Origin of the sequence: Salinimonas chungwhensis DSM 16280, assembly GCF_000378185.1 — a bacterium.
In the GTDB taxonomy this organism is placed as follows: domain Bacteria; phylum Pseudomonadota; class Gammaproteobacteria; order Enterobacterales; family Alteromonadaceae; genus Alteromonas; species Alteromonas chungwhensis.
Genome location: NZ_KB899377.1, coordinates 386,728 through 402,690 on the forward strand (window position 1 = coordinate 386,728; position 15,963 = coordinate 402,690).

The following is a 15,963-nucleotide window of genomic DNA, read 5'->3' on the forward strand; positions in this document are numbered from 1 at the left end:
CTGGTTATCCTGTTTTTGATCTTGAATGAACGGGCGCAAAGCGCACGTATTCTCCAGCACTGATATTCAAAGCCGCAGCAGCCTGGCGCGAGATTACCGCAACCTGCTGTTCTTCACTGACGACCATCTCGGTAGCCACTGCTCTGAAATCTTCTACTGACGTATTGATGATATAATAGCTACGGCCCTGAGCTGCTGTCTGATCGTCGATAATAATGGGCAGCTTCTGACTTTCCTGGGCAGTTCTGATATGCGTCAGATTTGCCTCGACTGTGGGTCCGGCATCAAAAATATCCACATAACCACGGCAACTAAACCCCTCTTCCTGCAACAACTGCAGGGCAGGCCGGGTTTTTTCATGCACCTGACCAATTACTTCCTGTGCCCGGGTACTTAGCAGATTCACGTAGATAGGATATTTTGGCATTAACTCGGCAATAAAGACTTTATTACCGATGCCTGATAAGTAATCAGCAGTCGGGAAATCCATTGAGAAGAAATGCTCTTCCAGCCACTGCCAGAAAGGGGATTGCCCCTCTTCATCACTGACCCCACGCATCTCTGCGATGATGGTTTCAGCAAAACGCTCGCGATGCTCCATCATGAACAAAAATCTGACTTTCGACAGAAAACGTCCATTGATGCCCCCTCTGGCGCCTTCGCGCAGAAAGAGTGTACAAATTTCGGTAACACCGGTGTAGTCATTACAAAAAGTCAGAATATCCACGGTATTGTGAATTTTGAGTTCTCGTGACGCGTGCACAACTTTACCCATGTGGTAATGGTAAAATGCATCATCAAGCCCTACGGCAGCTTCGATACCTGTGGTTCCGACTACTTTACCGGTTTGCGTATCTTCCATAACAAACAGATAAGACTCGCAACCAGGCCCATCGACCTGGCTGGAGAAAGCTTTCTCAGCGCGCTCTATTTTGTTACTCAGCAACTCTTTGTTGACCGGCAACGACGTAAAGCCGATTCCAGATTCCACAGCAATTTCGTGCAAGGATGGATAATCGCTTCGTCTGATTGGACGAATAATATTCATTTTCGCAGACTCAACTGGTTAATTACTTGGCTTCAACAACCGCTGCAACAGCACGCTCGAAACGCGCCAGACCTTCCCGAATATCTTCTTCAGGAATAATCAGAGATGGTGCAAAACGCACCACATTGGCACCCGCGATAAGTACCATCAGGTGCTGATTAGCAGATTCCACCAAAAAGTCACGGGCGCGACCCTCATAGTCTTTGTTCAAAGCACAGCCTAAAAGCATGCCTTTGCCACGAATCTCTTCGAAGACATGGTACTTATCGTTAATTTTGCCAAGCAGTTCGCGATACAGTGCTTCTTTAGCCTCAACGCCATTGAGTACTTCCGGTGTATTTACGATATCCAGTGCTTTTTCTGCTACCGCACACGCCAGCGGGTTGCCGCCATAGGTGCTACCATGGGTACCAGGTTTAAGATGCTCAGCAATGGCTGTAGTCGTCAGCATAGCACCGACAGGAAACCCACCACCTAAGGACTTCGCTGAGGTCAGAATGTCGGGCGTCACGCCCAGACCCATATATGCGTACAAATGACCAGTACGACCTACGCCAGACTGCACCTCATCAAAGATCAGCAGGGCGTTGTGCTTATCGCATAGCTCGCGAACACCTTTTACAAATTCCGGGTCGGGCGAGATAATGCCACCTTCGCCCTGTAGCGGCTCCATCATTACCGCGCAGGTTTTATCTGAAATTAGCTTTTCAAACGCTTCAAGATTGTTATATTCACAATGTTCGACAGCGCCGGGCTTCGGCCCAAATCCATCGGAATAAGCAGCCTGACCACCGACCGTTACGGTGAAAAAGGTACGGCCATGAAAGCCTTTGTTAAACGCAATGATCTGATCTTTTTCTTCGCCAAACTTATCCAGCGCCCAGCGTCTTGCCAGTTTCAGTGCTGCTTCGTTAGCTTCAGCCCCTGAGTTGGCAAAATAGACGCGGTCGGCAAAGGTGGCGTCAGTTAATTTAGTAGCCAGACGAAGCGCTGGCTCGTTAGTAAACACATTGCTCAGATGCCACAGTTTACTGCCCTGCTCATTCAGTGCTTTGACCAGCTCAGGATGGCAATGACCCAGTACATTTACTGCAATACCGCCGGCAAAATCGACGTACTCAACACCGTTCTGATCCCAAACACGAGACCCTTCTCCACGTACCGGAACCATCGCGGCCGGGTTGTAGTTAGGAACCATTACTTCATCAAACGTTGCGCGAGTTACATTCATAGGTAATTACCTCTTCATCCGGCGTTTCAGGCCTGAAATCGGCATCGCTGAAACACAATAAGAAAATTAATTTGGTCAATATTATGTCATCAATAGCGCCTTTTGTCTCCCCGCTACCAGCCTCAACCCCTTTAATTTCAAGGGGTTTGGCTTCTTTTGCACGAAAAGTGAATAACTATCTAGTGCCGGTGCTGAGTGTGTCGCGAAGACATAACGCGTAAATGAAGATGAGCATTAGATAATCAGGTACGGTTGCCGATAGTCTGGAACGCCTGCATGATTACCCACAAAATTTTTTATCAGTCGTTAGTCAGATACCAACCAGTCTGAAAATTCCGGCAGGTTTCACCATTTGCGGCAAACAGGTAGCCTACTGTCACAAAAAGCTGCTGCTGATTGTTTTTTAAGAAGATGACCAACCAGGTACGCATATCCCAGCACTGCTCTGCGCTCTTTATCGCTATAATACGTCGGCTCAAGAGGTGCGGTTTGCTTTTTAAAGGCAGAGATGATGCAAAGTGTTTACTATAGAGAATATCTGAACCACGCTCAAAATCAGGTTGTGGAGCTATATCAGAGCTGCGGTTAACGAGAGCGAAAAGTGCGTGCCCGGGACAGAAAGTTGTTCAACATAATGTGTCCATGCTCAGTGAGTAGGGATTCAGGGTGGAACTGAATTCCCCAAATGGGTTTAGTGATGTGCGAAATCGCCATAATTTCGCGATAGTCCTGACTTTCCTGACACCAGGCATCAACCTGAAACTCTGCTGGTAGTGTGGCAGGATCGATGACCAAAGAATGGTATCGGGTGGCATTGAAGGGCGAGGGTAGATTGGTAAACAAACCACTGTCAGCATGATTTACCGCAGAGACTTTGCCATGCAGAATATGCCGTGCGCCGATTATTCTTGCTCCAAACACCTGCCCTATGGCCTGATGACCAAGACATACCCCCAGTAGTGGAATCTGGCCACTGGCATAGCGGATTACATCAAGGCTTATCCCTGACTGGTCGGGTGTGCAAGGTCCGGGTGATATCACAATTTTTTGCGGGGCCAGCGCGTCGATGTCGGCGACTGAAAGTTGATCATTGCGTATAACCTGAACGTCCTCGCCCAGTTCAACAAAGTACCGGGCAAGGTTGTGGGTAAACGAATCAAAATTATCGATAAGTAACAACACAGGGGGCGCTACGGTTTGGTGATAAATCCTACTGCCTTGTAAACATTTTCGAGCGTCACAGTGGCTTTTTCCGACGCTTTAGCGGCCCCCGCCTTCATTACGCTGTCTAAGTACGCGCGATCGTTCCTAAGCGTCTGAAATTTTTGCTGAATAGGTTCAACCAGCGCGACAATCGCATCAGCCACATCGCCCTTCAGGTGACCGTACATTTTATCTTCGTATTCAGGAACCAGGGTCTCAACAGATTTCCCCGTCGCCAGCGACAGCAGAGTAAGCAAATTAGAAACCCCTGGCTTTTCTGCCGGATTGAAATAGATTCTGGCCTGTTCGTCGGAGTCTGTAACGGCGCGTTTAATCTTTTTCGTCAGTTTTTTTGGCTCTTCCAGTAAGCCAATAAAATTGTTCGGGTTGGTGTCAGACTTGGACATTTTGCGATCGGGCTCTTGTAAGCTCATGATACGCGCCCCAAATTCTGGAATGTAGGGATCCGGTAATGTGAAAACGTCACCCGCATAAAGATTATTAAAGCGGGTTGCGATATCTCGCGTCAATTCAAGATGTTGTTTTTGATCTTCTCCCACCGGTACCTTATCCGCCTGATACAGTAAAATGTCAGCTGCCTGTAAAACAGGATAAGCGTATAAACCAACATTTACATTATTCATATTTTTGGCCGACTTGTCTTTAAACTGAGTCATGCGATTTAGTTCGCCCATCTGCGCATAACAGTTCAGCACCCAGGATAATTGTGCATGCTCCGGCACATGAGATTGTACAAATAGTGTACTTTTGTCAGGGTCAATGCCGCAGGCAAGATACAATGCAAGACCATCAAGGCAGGCGTTATAGAGCGTTTCAGGATCCTGACGCACTGTGATTGCATGCAAGTCAACCAGCATATACAGGCAGTCGAAATCGTCCTGCATCGATACCCACTGTTTAAGTGCGCCCATGTAATTGCCGATGGTTAACTGCCCTGATGGCTGGCAGCCGCTTAAAACAATAGGTTTATGACTCATGATGCTTCCTGAAACTAATTGGTAGTAATGGTTAACGTGCGACCTGTTCCAGCTCGCGACGCATGCTATTGATGACAGCCGCGTAATCCGGCTCGTTGAATATGGCTGAACCCGCCACAAACATATCTGCGCCTGCTTCAGCTACGGCACGAATGTTATCCACTTTTACGCCACCGTCAATTTCAATTCGAATATTTTTACCACTTTGCTGAATGCGACGCTTAACACCGCGAAGTTTATCATAGGTGGAAGCAAGAAACTCCTGCCCACCGAATCCGGGATTTACCGACATAACCAGCACGTGATGAAGTTTGTCCAGTGTGTAGTCAAGATAATGTAATGGCGTGGCCGGATTCAGTACCAAGCCCGGTTTACAGCCTGCATCAATGATCGCCTGAATTGACCGATCAACATGTGCCGAGGCCTCGGGGTGAAAACTGATATAAGTGGCACCTGCCTCTGCAAACTTTTCAATCAGCGCATCCACAGGCTGAACCATTAGATGAACATCAATCGGCGCTGTCACGCCATAATCGCGCAACGCTTTACAAACCATGGGACCGATAGTCAGATTAGGCACATAATGATTATCCATCACATCAAAATGAACCACATCTGCGCCGGCGTTTAGTACTGCGTCAACTTCTTCACCAAGACGGGCAAAATCCGCCGCCAGAATAGACGGAGCAATGACAAATTCAGACATACTAATGTTCCTGATTTCAGTAAGTTAATGCCTGCAGAGCTTATAACGGTGCCACAGTCTTGATGTAAGCGTCCGTCACCAGGCAAGTAAAGCAGAAAGCCTACCGTATTTTTATCGCCACTTCATGGGTTAATACTACCGTGATGCGGCGCTTATACTGCCTGCGCTTTTTTTGTGCAGTGGTTTTCAGGCTGCTGCTAATTGGTGCATCACGTATAAGCAGGTGGTTATCCTGAGCGCGGGGCGAGTTCGTATAGTAAAAATATTTATTCATACTAAACAGCTATTTATGCATTTTTTTTAGGGTTTATCTAATTACCCTCACTGGCGGGCACCGCTTTTGCGTTAAGTCATCCCAACAATAAGAAATGACAGAAAAAACTTAAATATTATCGACTTAACGCGTTTTGGAGAACACCCATGAGAAAGAGACTTCTTGCCCCTGTAATTATGTCGTTATTGGCCGCTTCTGTTATCAGCGCGCCAGTCTATGCGGACGACCTCACAGCCAATGTCAGCGTAACCAACAACTATATCTGGCGCGGTTTGACACAAACCACCAATGAAGCCGCCGTCCAGGGTGGTATTGATTACTTTCACGACAGTGGCTTTTATGCTGGTACCTGGGCGTCAAACGTTCAGTACGGGGCCGATGATGTTTATTCTTATGAACACGATTTGTATGCCGGATTTGCTGGCATGGCTGAAGGATTCAGTTACGACGTGGGTTACCTGTATTATAACTATGATTCAGAAGCTGAATTTGATTTTGGTGAAATTTACGGCTCCATCGGATATGAAAATTTGAGCGTAAGTCTTTACGTGCTTGCCAATACAGAAGCCGATGAAGCCCCGGGGCAGGATTTTGGTTTTGGCAAAGCAACTTACGTGTCGTTAGATTATGCTATGCCTGTGATGAACGGCACCGAACTTGGCCTGCATGTTGGCCATCATCAGGGCGATTTCGCTGAAGCATTTAATGGATTAACAGACAGTTATATTGACTGGGCTGTATCGCTGTCAAAAGATGGCTTTGCCTTTGCGATAACCGGCACCGATATGGACGATAGCGAGCCTGCAGCTGGCGGTGGTTTTGATAACGACGAAATAAAGTTCGTTGTATCCTATGGTGTCGATTTTCAGCTATAACAGACATACCTGAACCACACCGGTAGAGGAACCAGCCCTCAACTCTACCGGTTTTTTTATTTACCTACGCTAAAGATCAGCTTGTTCATTTTTAACACTGTATTATACTGAGGTTAAATTTTAAACGAAGAGCCTACTATGTTTATCAGGGAAAAGGTAAAAACATTGGCTGCTCTGGGGAGTGCTTCAGCTGGCTTGTGGATGTTGGTCGCCGTGCATATCACAGATGACCTCGGACAGTGTGAGTCTGCGACAGTGGCGGATATTTCATCAGAGCGCCTGATAGGCTTTCAACCCTGCCACAGTAATGAACAGATCAGCTGGAAAGCCTGGGTCTCTGGCAATTCTCTTTCCTTCCAGTTTCACTTTTTCGACTTAATGGAGCTTCTGTATGGCGGCGAAACAGACGGTCGTTTCTCGGGAACAGGCAGCTAATAAGTCTGAAAAGCCTCGTTCTCGAATCATCTCAGTTATAGGGAGTGTGCTGGCCAGCGCGTTTGGCGTGCAAAGTCAGCAAAATTATCAGCGGGACTTTTCTGAAGGCTCGCCGTTGCCTTTTATTATAGTCGGTGTGATTTTTACTCTGTTGTTGGTACTTAGCTTACTAGCACTGGTATTGATAATCACAAGCTAATACGACATGGCAGACTTTGTTATAAAGCGTTTGCCATCTCTGGCGGTGGAAAGTAGGCCAGCACTTCGGCTGCAGGTCGGCGCAGTGACCCCTTTTGACTTATTGAGCGTTTCACCGACAACATTGAAATGGATGCTCCCTGATACAATGCACGTATTACGGGTAGATCGTGATTAGATATTAATACGGGAATACCGCGGCGGGTAGAGGTTTGGTGGGCCAGCGAAGCCAGACGCGACTGTGCGTCCATGCCGAAACCACGGGTTGCGTAACTGGTAAATGCTGCCGTTTTGCTAATAGGGGCGTAGGGCGGATCGCAGTAAATGACATTACCTTTTCTGGCCCGTGAAAATATCTTTTCAAATGGCAGGCAAGTGAAAGTGGCACGCTGCGCTTTTTCAGCAAACCGATACATTTCTTCTGCAGGGAAATAGGGTTTCTTATACCGGCCAAACGGCACGTTAAACCGCCCGGATAAGCTATATCTGCATAGGCCATTGTAGCCATGACGGTTAAGATAAACGAACAATACAGCCCGATGATAATCGTCACTGGTTGAATTAAACTCTTCACGCAGTGCGTAATATACATCCTCACGATTAAACGCTTGCGTGAAATAACGCTGCGTATCAAAAACCAGAGCGTCAGGCTGTGCTTTGAGCAAGTTATAAAGATTAATGAGGTCAGGATTAATATCGTTAAGCAGATATCGTTTGTAGTCGGAATTCAGAAACACTGAGCCAGCACCAACAAAAGGCTCTATGAGTTTGTTAGCTTGTGGCAACCTCGCATTAATGTGCTCTACCAGACTGTACTTTCCCCCGGCCCACTTCAAAAAGGCCCGGCTTTTCTTTTGCGTCATGCTGATTGATTAATACCTACACGCAGTCGAAGTCACGCTTGTGCTTCAAAATCGAAATGGACTGTTACTATTTGGCAGGTGTAGCGCTAAAAAAAGTCAGACGAAGCGAACCAACACATTACCCAGTTAAGTGATTGTATCCGGCATCATCGATCGCGACAACCAACAATATGAACTTAGCATCAATTACGCCTAAAGATGACATGCTCCACTCAACGCTTTTGCCCGGTGCTTACGGTTCTTCCACGCAAATAGTGGGTGTTTGAAGAGACCTTCTTTTCCAGTGCCTCACGGCTGGCATGCCATGATTGAGAAGGGCGTTGTACACAGTTACGACCCGCTCTTTTAGCACTATAAAGTGAGGCATCAGCAATACTCAGCAATTCCGTGGCATCTTCTGCCTGACTGGGAACAAGCGATGCGACCCCAAAACTAGCGGTAACTGACAACATCTTACCGTCCTCCATCACGATTGGAGAATAGGCAATGGTTTTGCGAATATGCTCGGCCAGGTCAAAGGCATCATCCTCGCTGGTATTTGGCAACAAAATAGCAAACTCTTCACCGCCGTAACGGGCCGCCAAATCAGTATGCCTTAAGATATTACGCTGCAGACACTTGGCCACGTGCTTAAGACACAAATCACCTGTCAGGTGACCATGAGTGTCATTAAACTGCTTAAATTTGTCGATATCCAGTAGAATCATGCTGGTGGTAGTGCGATCACGCATAGCGCGTTTTATTTCTGCTTTGAGACGCTCGTCAAGTTCCCGGCGATTGGAAAGGCCAGACAATTCATCCATAGTTGCCATTCTTTTAAGTGTTTGATTCTGCTTTACCACTTTATGCTGCAGATGAACATTTTCAATCAGCAAACTAATCATCACTGCTGCTGACGACACTAAATTTAAGATCCGCGAGGCGTACCACCCGTAGCTAAACCGGGAGCCAGAATAAACAACCACAATAGCCTCACAAAGTGCTGCGAGCATCGCCAGCGCCAGCCACGAATAAATGGCATTTTCAAATTTACCTTTTACCACCACCACGGTAAGTGCCATGGCACAACAAAACATCACAGCCGGACCGTAGATCAATGAAAGCGCATCGGAAAATTGACGCGTTTCGGAGACCAGAGAGGGTAATTCAAACCAGGACAACAGAGTTGCAGCCAGAATAGCCCCAATAATTAATAGTTCAGAGCCAAATAGGACCAAACTCCATCGACGTATACGACGGGTAATAATCGGATAGCTACCATCCACAATCATAGCCGCTGTGATAAGCACGGGAAAACCAATGTGCCAGGCTATCCACAACCACGCCGCGTCACCGGTTGTTGCTGTAATCAACGAAAATGTATCCAGATTTTCTGTTAACAGCCCTACCTGAAAAGGAGCCAGCACCGTAACCCACAGGTAGGCCATGGCGAGTACCGCGAAGGTGAGCAGGCCGGTTCTTCGATAATGAGCGTAGAGCAATATCGCCGAAATCGCTTCAAAGATAAAAACAGCGGTACCGTACGAGCCAAGAAATCCCAAAGACTGTTTACCGGGCATTTGCGCGATAGTCAGAACCCATGCTGAACCCACCAGAACAGCAATAGCGAGCAGTGACAAAATACCATACTGGAGTTTGCGAGGACGTGTGATTAGTTGAGAATATTTTTGCATGTGGTTACTTGTCTATGTCGGGACAACCCGTTGAAATCCCGAAAAATATGATGTCAAGTAGGCGCATATCCGGTTAATGAGATAGTACTTATACATTAGACTAAGTGGGTTTGATCACGTTTTATAAAAAACAGAACTTTTATTGGTGAAAGGGCAAAAGTGGTTATTCTGTCCTCAGGACGTCTTTAATTCATTAAGTACCTGGCTCGCTGATTTGACAAAGGCATCTTTTTTCCCCGGAAAGTGAGGTAAAAGTGCCATCGCCTGACGGGCTTCTGTAACAGAGCCAAACGGCTGTCGAAAAAGTAACACGAACCACGAACCACCGTAACGCTGAGTTTGGTAAATCCAGACCTTATCCTGTAACTGATGATCCGAAATAAAAGCCTGTAGCAGGGCCTTATCTTTTAAACCTGCCAGTTGAATAACAAAGTCATCGGCAGTTAGTAGAGAAGTCAGCGTCGTGTTATCCAGCCCAGTGTCCTTAGCCGTTTTATCGGCAGAAGGACTCGCTTCAGGAAGTGCCGCCTCTTGGTTCTCTATGGCTGCCAACAATTCTGCAGCAACCGCCGCATCGACAAAGGGAACTGGCTCCTCACTTACACCATTCGTTGAGCTTTTCTCTGTCAAAGTTGAATCGCCGGCATCTTCATCCCTTTGTTTATCTGAAGCATTGACTGTTTTCATATTCTTCACCGCCGTCTGCCAATCAGTAATAGTTGACTGCTCACTTTTGAAGCCGGTTGCGCTGGTCTCGGCAGCCTCATCTTCATTGACTGTATTTTGAGACTGATTGTCTAAAACAGTCTGTGCGGGAGCAGTCAGTAGCTCTTGATAAGCGCTGCCAGGTGGAGCTGGTGATACAGCCTCAACAGAATCATCATCAATAGGGGAAAACAGTGCGCCGAGCTCACTTTCATATTGCCAGGCGAAAATTGCGGTAAAAGAGGCCACAAAGGTCAACACCGCGCTACCCCACAACCAGGGGGATTTTAAGCGATTTTTGGGTGCACTATACTGTTCTACGTTACGTTCATCCAGGCGGGCCTGAAAAGCCTGGCGTCGCTGGCTTATCATTTCATCCAGCTCAGAGCCAACCTGTCGCGCCATTACCGACTGACTGCTGATAAGTAACGGCGTGCTGGTGTTTTTCGCAGGAAGCCATTGTTTTGCACTTTCGGCCCAGGCTGATTGTCCGAACAACAAGACATTCAGATGCTGCTTATTGCTGGCAAAGCGACTTTGCAGGACGAGATCCCATAACTCCTGTAACAACGCGTCAGGTAAATATTCCGCCTGCGTAATGGTAATAAGAACCGGGCCCTGATGCTCATTTAACGCTGCAAGTAATTCGTTGAGGGGGCGGACATAACTACCGACCTGTTGACCCAGTAGCTGATGACATAGCTGAAGACGATAATCTGACAGTTCCAGGCCTGGCTTGGCTGTTAGATAAGCAATGTCCGTATCATCGTTTTGATTAAAGACAAATGCGTCAAGTGTCTTTTTCTGCTGCGCGACAGAATCGCCGCTGACAAAAATCAGCTGAGACGAGTAATTTATCAGATATTCCAGTCGTTCATGCAGTGATGATTGCATGTGCGCTCCCTGTTGACCGATGCTGACCTTTGCCAGATTGTGTCATTCAGATGCCGCTAATTACTGTCTGACAAGTATGGTTTTGAGCATTTCATCGCTTAGCTGTCGGGTTACTTCAGCTTTACCTATTCCTCGGGGCAGGACAAACCTGATCTGGCCTGCCTCTACCTTTTTATCTCTACGCATATGCCGCAGATAAGCATCAAATGACATTGATGCAGGGCCTTCGGTGGGCAATGCAAAGGCGTTAAGTAGCGCCGCCACCCGCTGAGTCTGTTCAGTATCAAGCCAGCCTAATTGCTGTGCAGCCCTGCAGGCCATTACCATTCCCGCAGCTACAGCTTCACCATGCAGCCAGTTACCGTACCCTTGCTCGGCCTCAATGGCATGACCAAAGGTGTGGCCTAAATTCAATATGGCGCGCAAGCCGCCTTCACGCTCATCCTGTGCCACGACTTCAGCTTTTATTTGACAGCATCGATAAATAGTTTGTGTCAGTGTTGCTTCATCCAGTTGCAGATGCGCATCAACGGCAAGTTCTAGTTGGGCAAAAAAGTCAGCATCATAGATAATGCCGTACTTGATAACCTCGGCCATCCCCGCAGCAAACTCCCTGGCTGGCAGCGTATTCAGGGTGGTTGTATCAATAGCGACAAAGACTGGCTGGTAAAATGCGCCAATCATATTTTTACCCAGCGGATGGTTCACCGCTGTTTTTCCCCCGACCGATGAATCTACCTGCGAAAGCAGAGTAGTGGGGACCTGAATAAACGGAACGCCACGTTGATAAGTGCTGGCGACAAAACCACATAAGTCGCCAATTACCCCGCCACCCAGGGCAATCAGTGTAGTATCCCGGGAAGCGTTGATTTCCAGCAGCCGCGTCATAATTTTTTCGTACTGGGCCAGCGATTTGTATTGTTCACCATCGGGGATAACAATGGTTTCTATCTGCTTGTCACCGCAGGCCTCAATGATTTTTTGCAGATACAAAGGCGCGATTGTTTCATTGGTGACAATAACCGCCAACGGCCCTTTTATATAGGGCATAAAAAAGCCAGTCTGCTCAAGCAGACCGGCTTTTATTTCAATAGGATAACTACGCTCGTTTAAATCCACTGTTAGCGTCGACATGAGCGCAACTCCTGACGTTTAATTAAAACAAACCAATTTTACTGACAATCTGATTTGCGACGGCGCGCGCAGACTGGTCATCGGTATCAATGACATAATCCGCTACCTCTTCATAAAGCGGATTGCGCACTTCTGCCAGCTCACGCAGAACTACTTCGGGTTCGCCATTTTGCAACAATGGGCGACGCTTGTCGCGTTGAGTCCGCGCAACCTGCTTATCAATGGTAGTTTGCAGATATACCACGATACCCCGTGCCGAAAGACGATTACGAACGTCTTTGTTCATCACGGAGCCACCACCAGTAGCCAACACCACACCCTGCTTATCAGTGAGGTCGTAAATGACATTTTCTTCGCGCTTGCGGAAGCCTTCTTCACCCTCTAAATCGAAAATCCACGCAATGTCAGCGCCGGTACGTCGTTCGATTTCCTGATCCGAGTCAAAAAAATCAAGGTGAAGCTCGTCTGCCAGATGTCTGCCAATGGTACTTTTGCCTGCGCCCATTGGGCCAACCAAAAAGATATTACGTTTTTCAGCCATATTTGCTTATATCACAACTTTCATTATGTTAGGGGTGGCGCGTCTTCCATCTTCTCAGCCTACCCATTTACGCGTGCTCATAATCTCGACTTATAAGCACCACTCCAGAACCTCGCTTTAATTTCGAGAGCGGGATTATCTCAGTTTCATCTATGTCGATGCAAGTTTTGTTGTTGTTTTAATCGACGTGCTTGAAAAACAGTGGTTTAGCAGCGGATAAATGACAAAAAAAGGCGTCCTGAGACGCCTTTTTCAGATTTTGCGGATTTTAGAGTGTCTCAGTTACGATTTTGGGTGTAACGAAGATAAGAAGTTCGCGCTTTTGAAACACTTGAGAGCTCTTTTTAAATAACCGGCCAACGACTGGCAAGTCACCAAACAGAGGCACTTTAGAAATATCATCGGTGCTTAATTGCTGGAAAATACCGCCTAATACTACGGTTTCTCCATTTTCAACCAATACCTGAGTTTTAATTTCCTGAGTATCGATGGCCACTGCCGGACCGGTCGAGGTAGATACCGTTTCACCACGGGTATCCTGGGTTACAACCAGATCCAGAATAACCCGATTATCCGGCGTTATATGGGGCGTTACCTGTAGACTGAGCACCGCTTTTTTGAACTCAACCGAGGTCGCGCCTGAAGACGTGGCCTGGACGTACGGTATTTCGGTACCTTGTTCAATGTAAGCTTCACGTTGGTTAGCCACCGTAATACGCGGGCTTGCGATGATTTCACCTTTATTTTCGGACTCCAGTGCAGATAACTCTAAATCAAGAATGGTGCCGTCAACGAGGCTGGCCACCTGAAACCCGATTCGACCGGCTGCGCTGGACACCGGAAGATTAACGTTTAAGCGGTTGTTGACGGAAGGTAAAACACCACCGGCAGCAGTATCCGCGCCTTCCAACGACCCAGAAACACTGGTATCAGTGCCGCGATCAGTGATACCCCAGCGTACGCCAAGTTCTTCACCGACATTATCGCGGACGGTGACCATACGTGACTCAATGAGTACTTGTTTTACCGGGATATCCAGCGCGTTTATGGTTGCTCTTGCCTGATCGATGGATTCCTGGGTATCTCTAACCAATAAGGTATTGGTGCGCTCATCCACACTGACTGAACCACGCTCGCTAAGTATCCCGCCCTGTTCAGATTTCAGGATGGCCGCCATTTCCTGAGCCTTAGCATAATTAACCGTGATGTTGGCCGTTTGCATAGGCGCCAGCTCTTTTACTTTTTGCTTTGATTGCAATTGTTGGGTTTCGCGCGCGGCCAACTCCTCTGAAGGTGCTACCAACAGAATGTTGCCATCTAGCCGTTTATCCAATCCTTTGATACGCAAAATCATATCCAGCGCCTGATCCCAGGGCACTCCCGATAGCTGGATAGTAACGTTACCGGTCACAGTATCGGTGGTAACGAGATTGAAATCATTCACCTGTGCGATAATTTGTAAGACCTGGCGCACCGGCACATCCTGAAAATCTAACGAGATAGGTTTGCCGGTGTATTTTGATTTACTGTTGAGTGCTTCCTGCTCTTCTTCGCTCATAGGCTCAATTTCAATCCGAAGCCCTTCTTCTGTCATGGTGTGACGCGCAAAAACCGGATCAACGTAATCGATGACCAGGCGAGCAGAATCTTCATCCTGAAAGCTTTCTATATGCGTAACCGCAGTACCAAACTGAGTCACGTCAAGTTCTACAAACTGTTCTTCAGCCAACGCCACACCAGGTAAGTTAACGGTAAGCTGACCCTTTGCTTCTACCAACTGCGGATTAACCTTATCGTTCTCAAAGGAAACCAGGGTCACTGCAGTATTATTTTTGGCCCGGGTAAAATCGATATTGGTCAGAATATTATTGAAACCGTCTTCGTTTTGCTCGTAGGGGTCCAGCAACACCGGATCTTCCTGTGCTCCTGCCAGCGGCATGCCATTCATGATAAAAAATAAAACCAGCAGACTGCCGAAAAGCATCTTTTTGCCCCGACTCGACTGACCTAGTCGTTTATTAAAAATATATCGCTCAGACATTATTGTTCTCTCCTGCTGGCGTGGCTAACGTCAGCGTGGTTTCTTCCCTTTGCCAGCATCCCGCACCATCGGGAAGCAACTGCTCTATTTTTACTGACTGACGGTTAATGGTTTGGATTGTGCCGTAAAATAAACCGATGCGGCTGCCTTTCGTGCCTTTCAGTAAGGAACCGTCAGCAGTTTTAAATAACACCCATTCGGTTCCCTGGCTTTTAAAACTACCGGTGTAGGCCAGCGCATCTAATCCATACTGTTCCAGTGACTCTTTTTTACGATCATAATCAGGCTGCAAACAATTGGTCTGGCGCTTTGTCACCAGCGGTTCACTGCGGTCGACGGGTCGTTTAAACGGACTACGACGATCTGCAGACGAATACTGAAACGCAGGTTGGGAGGAAAACTCCGGATAGGGCTCTATGCGCACCTGAGTTTTCTGCTTTATCTGATTAGTATACGTTGTCAAATCATCCAGTTGGGGCGCACATGCAGATAGCAGGCCAACACAAAGTGACGGAAAAATGACGTTACTCAGCTTCATTGTTTTCCTCCTGCACACCGGTCAATGCTGTACGGTACGTTTTGGCCTGCAAACGTAACTGTAAACGCTGATTTTGCTGGTCCAGCTTGAAGTCATGGAGTGTGACAATACGTGGTAGATCGGCGATTTTGGAAGCAAACTGGCCGAAGCTATGGTAGTCGCCACTTACTTCCATTTGGATGGGAAGTTCCGTATAAAACTCTTTGGGAATTTCCTGTTGCCAGTTAAGGACTTTAAAAGTCAGGCCAGACGATGTACCCACATAGGTAATATCGTCCAGTAACCCCGGCGTTTCATTACTGGTTGGCAGTGAACGCAACATTGAGGAGAAGTCTTGCTTTATTTGGGTCAGTTGGGCCTTGTAAGCGTCTAAATTGACGGCGATACGGTACTTGGCCTCGAACTGCATTTTAAGCTCGGCTTCCTTGCTTTGCGCAGCTTCCAGAATAGGGAGTTTGGGTTTGACTACAAACCAATAGCTAAGCAACGCGACCACAATAGCCACAAACAGAGCAACCACCAGCTTAATTTCCTTCGGCCAGATTGCTACTTGTTCGAAATCCAGTTCGTTAAGCTCTTTAAGTTTATTTACGTCAAACTTCATCG

General features: G+C 47.3%; 16 protein-coding genes. 3 read left to right on the top strand and 13 right to left on the bottom strand.

Annotated elements, in window-relative coordinates; genetic code table 11:
• Window positions 1-4 precede the first annotated feature (4 nt).
• The 5 genes from astA to rpe all read right to left on the bottom strand — a co-directional run bounded on the left by astA (window position 5) and on the right by rpe (window position 5,186).
• Window positions 5-1,048, bottom strand: a complete 1,044-nt coding sequence (gene astA / locus F458_RS0106055) for an arginine N-succinyltransferase (RefSeq protein ID WP_018982497.1) — start codon at window positions 1,046-1,048, stop codon at window positions 5-7.
• 22 nt (window positions 1,049-1,070) lie between these two features.
• A complete protein-coding gene (locus F458_RS0106060) occupies window positions 1,071-2,279 on the bottom strand; it encodes an aspartate aminotransferase family protein (RefSeq protein WP_018982498.1) in 1,209 nt (402 codons plus the stop codon).
• A 585-nt stretch (window positions 2,280-2,864) separates the two neighbouring features.
• Window positions 2,865-3,461 carry an anthranilate synthase component II gene (locus tag F458_RS0106070; RefSeq protein WP_018982500.1) on the bottom strand — a complete coding sequence of 199 codons (597 nt, stop codon included), beginning with the start codon at window positions 3,459-3,461 and terminating at the stop codon, window positions 2,865-2,867.
• An 8-nt stretch (window positions 3,462-3,469) separates the two neighbouring features.
• Window positions 3,470-4,480, bottom strand: a complete 1,011-nt coding sequence (gene trpS, locus F458_RS0106075) for a tryptophan--tRNA ligase (RefSeq protein ID WP_018982501.1) — start codon at window positions 4,478-4,480, stop codon at window positions 3,470-3,472.
• A gap of 31 nt (window positions 4,481-4,511) precedes the next feature.
• A complete protein-coding gene (rpe, locus tag F458_RS0106080; protein WP_018982502.1) occupies window positions 4,512-5,186 on the bottom strand; it encodes a ribulose-phosphate 3-epimerase in 675 nt (224 codons plus the stop codon).
• A gap of 420 nt (window positions 5,187-5,606) precedes the next feature.
• On the opposite strand from rpe, the gene F458_RS0106090 reads away from it, so the two are divergent.
• The 3 genes from F458_RS0106090 (at window position 5,607) to F458_RS20650 (ending at window position 6,969) form a co-directional block, all read left to right on the top strand.
• Window positions 5,607-6,335, top strand: a complete 729-nt coding sequence (locus F458_RS0106090) for a TorF family putative porin (protein WP_018982504.1) — start codon at window positions 5,607-5,609, stop codon at window positions 6,333-6,335.
• A 138-nt stretch (window positions 6,336-6,473) separates the two neighbouring features.
• Window positions 6,474-6,770 carry a hypothetical protein gene (locus F458_RS0106095; protein ID WP_018982505.1) on the top strand — a complete coding sequence of 99 codons (297 nt, stop codon included), beginning with the start codon at window positions 6,474-6,476 and terminating at the stop codon, window positions 6,768-6,770.
• On the top strand, window positions 6,727-6,969 hold the full coding sequence (locus F458_RS20650) for a DUF2970 domain-containing protein (RefSeq protein ID WP_040610114.1): 243 nt from the start codon (window positions 6,727-6,729) through the stop codon (window positions 6,967-6,969). Before F458_RS0106095 ends, F458_RS20650 begins: the two co-directional genes overlap by 44 nt.
• A 19-nt stretch (window positions 6,970-6,988) precedes the next feature.
• On the opposite strand, the gene F458_RS0106105 is transcribed toward F458_RS20650, so the two are convergent.
• The 8 genes from F458_RS0106105 to F458_RS0106140 all read right to left on the bottom strand — a co-directional run bounded on the left by F458_RS0106105 (window position 6,989) and on the right by F458_RS0106140 (window position 15,961).
• Window positions 6,989-7,831: a Dam family site-specific DNA-(adenine-N6)-methyltransferase gene (locus F458_RS0106105; RefSeq protein ID WP_018982507.1), complete on the bottom strand. Its 843-nt coding sequence runs from the start codon at window positions 7,829-7,831 to the stop codon at window positions 6,989-6,991.
• Window positions 7,832-8,043: 212 nt separating this feature from the next.
• Window positions 8,044-9,504, bottom strand: a complete 1,461-nt coding sequence (locus F458_RS0106110; RefSeq protein WP_018982508.1) for a sensor domain-containing diguanylate cyclase — start codon at window positions 9,502-9,504, stop codon at window positions 8,044-8,046.
• A gap of 174 nt (window positions 9,505-9,678) precedes the next feature.
• A complete protein-coding gene (locus tag F458_RS0106115; RefSeq protein ID WP_018982509.1) occupies window positions 9,679-11,103 on the bottom strand; it encodes an SPOR domain-containing protein in 1,425 nt (474 codons plus the stop codon).
• A 60-nt stretch (window positions 11,104-11,163) separates the two neighbouring features.
• Window positions 11,164-12,237, bottom strand: coding sequence for a 3-dehydroquinate synthase (gene aroB / locus F458_RS0106120; protein WP_018982510.1), 1,074 nt, complete (start codon window positions 12,235-12,237; stop codon window positions 11,164-11,166).
• A gap of 22 nt (window positions 12,238-12,259) precedes the next feature.
• Window positions 12,260-12,778, bottom strand: coding sequence for a shikimate kinase AroK (gene aroK, locus F458_RS0106125; RefSeq protein WP_018982511.1), 519 nt, complete (start codon window positions 12,776-12,778; stop codon window positions 12,260-12,262).
• Window positions 12,779-13,046: 268 nt separating this feature from the next.
• Complete coding sequence (locus tag F458_RS0106130) at window positions 13,047-14,819, bottom strand: type IV pilus secretin PilQ (protein ID WP_018982512.1); 1,773 nt, start codon at window positions 14,817-14,819, stop codon at window positions 13,047-13,049.
• On the bottom strand, window positions 14,812-15,357 hold the full coding sequence (locus F458_RS0106135; protein WP_018982513.1) for a pilus assembly protein PilP: 546 nt from the start codon (window positions 15,355-15,357) through the stop codon (window positions 14,812-14,814). Before F458_RS0106135 ends, F458_RS0106130 begins: the two co-directional genes overlap by 8 nt.
• Window positions 15,344-15,961 carry a type IV pilus inner membrane component PilO gene (locus F458_RS0106140; protein ID WP_018982514.1) on the bottom strand — a complete coding sequence of 206 codons (618 nt, stop codon included), beginning with the start codon at window positions 15,959-15,961 and terminating at the stop codon, window positions 15,344-15,346. The genes F458_RS0106135 and F458_RS0106140 overlap by 14 nt, the downstream gene beginning before the upstream one ends.
• Window positions 15,962-15,963: the final 2 nt, after the last annotated feature.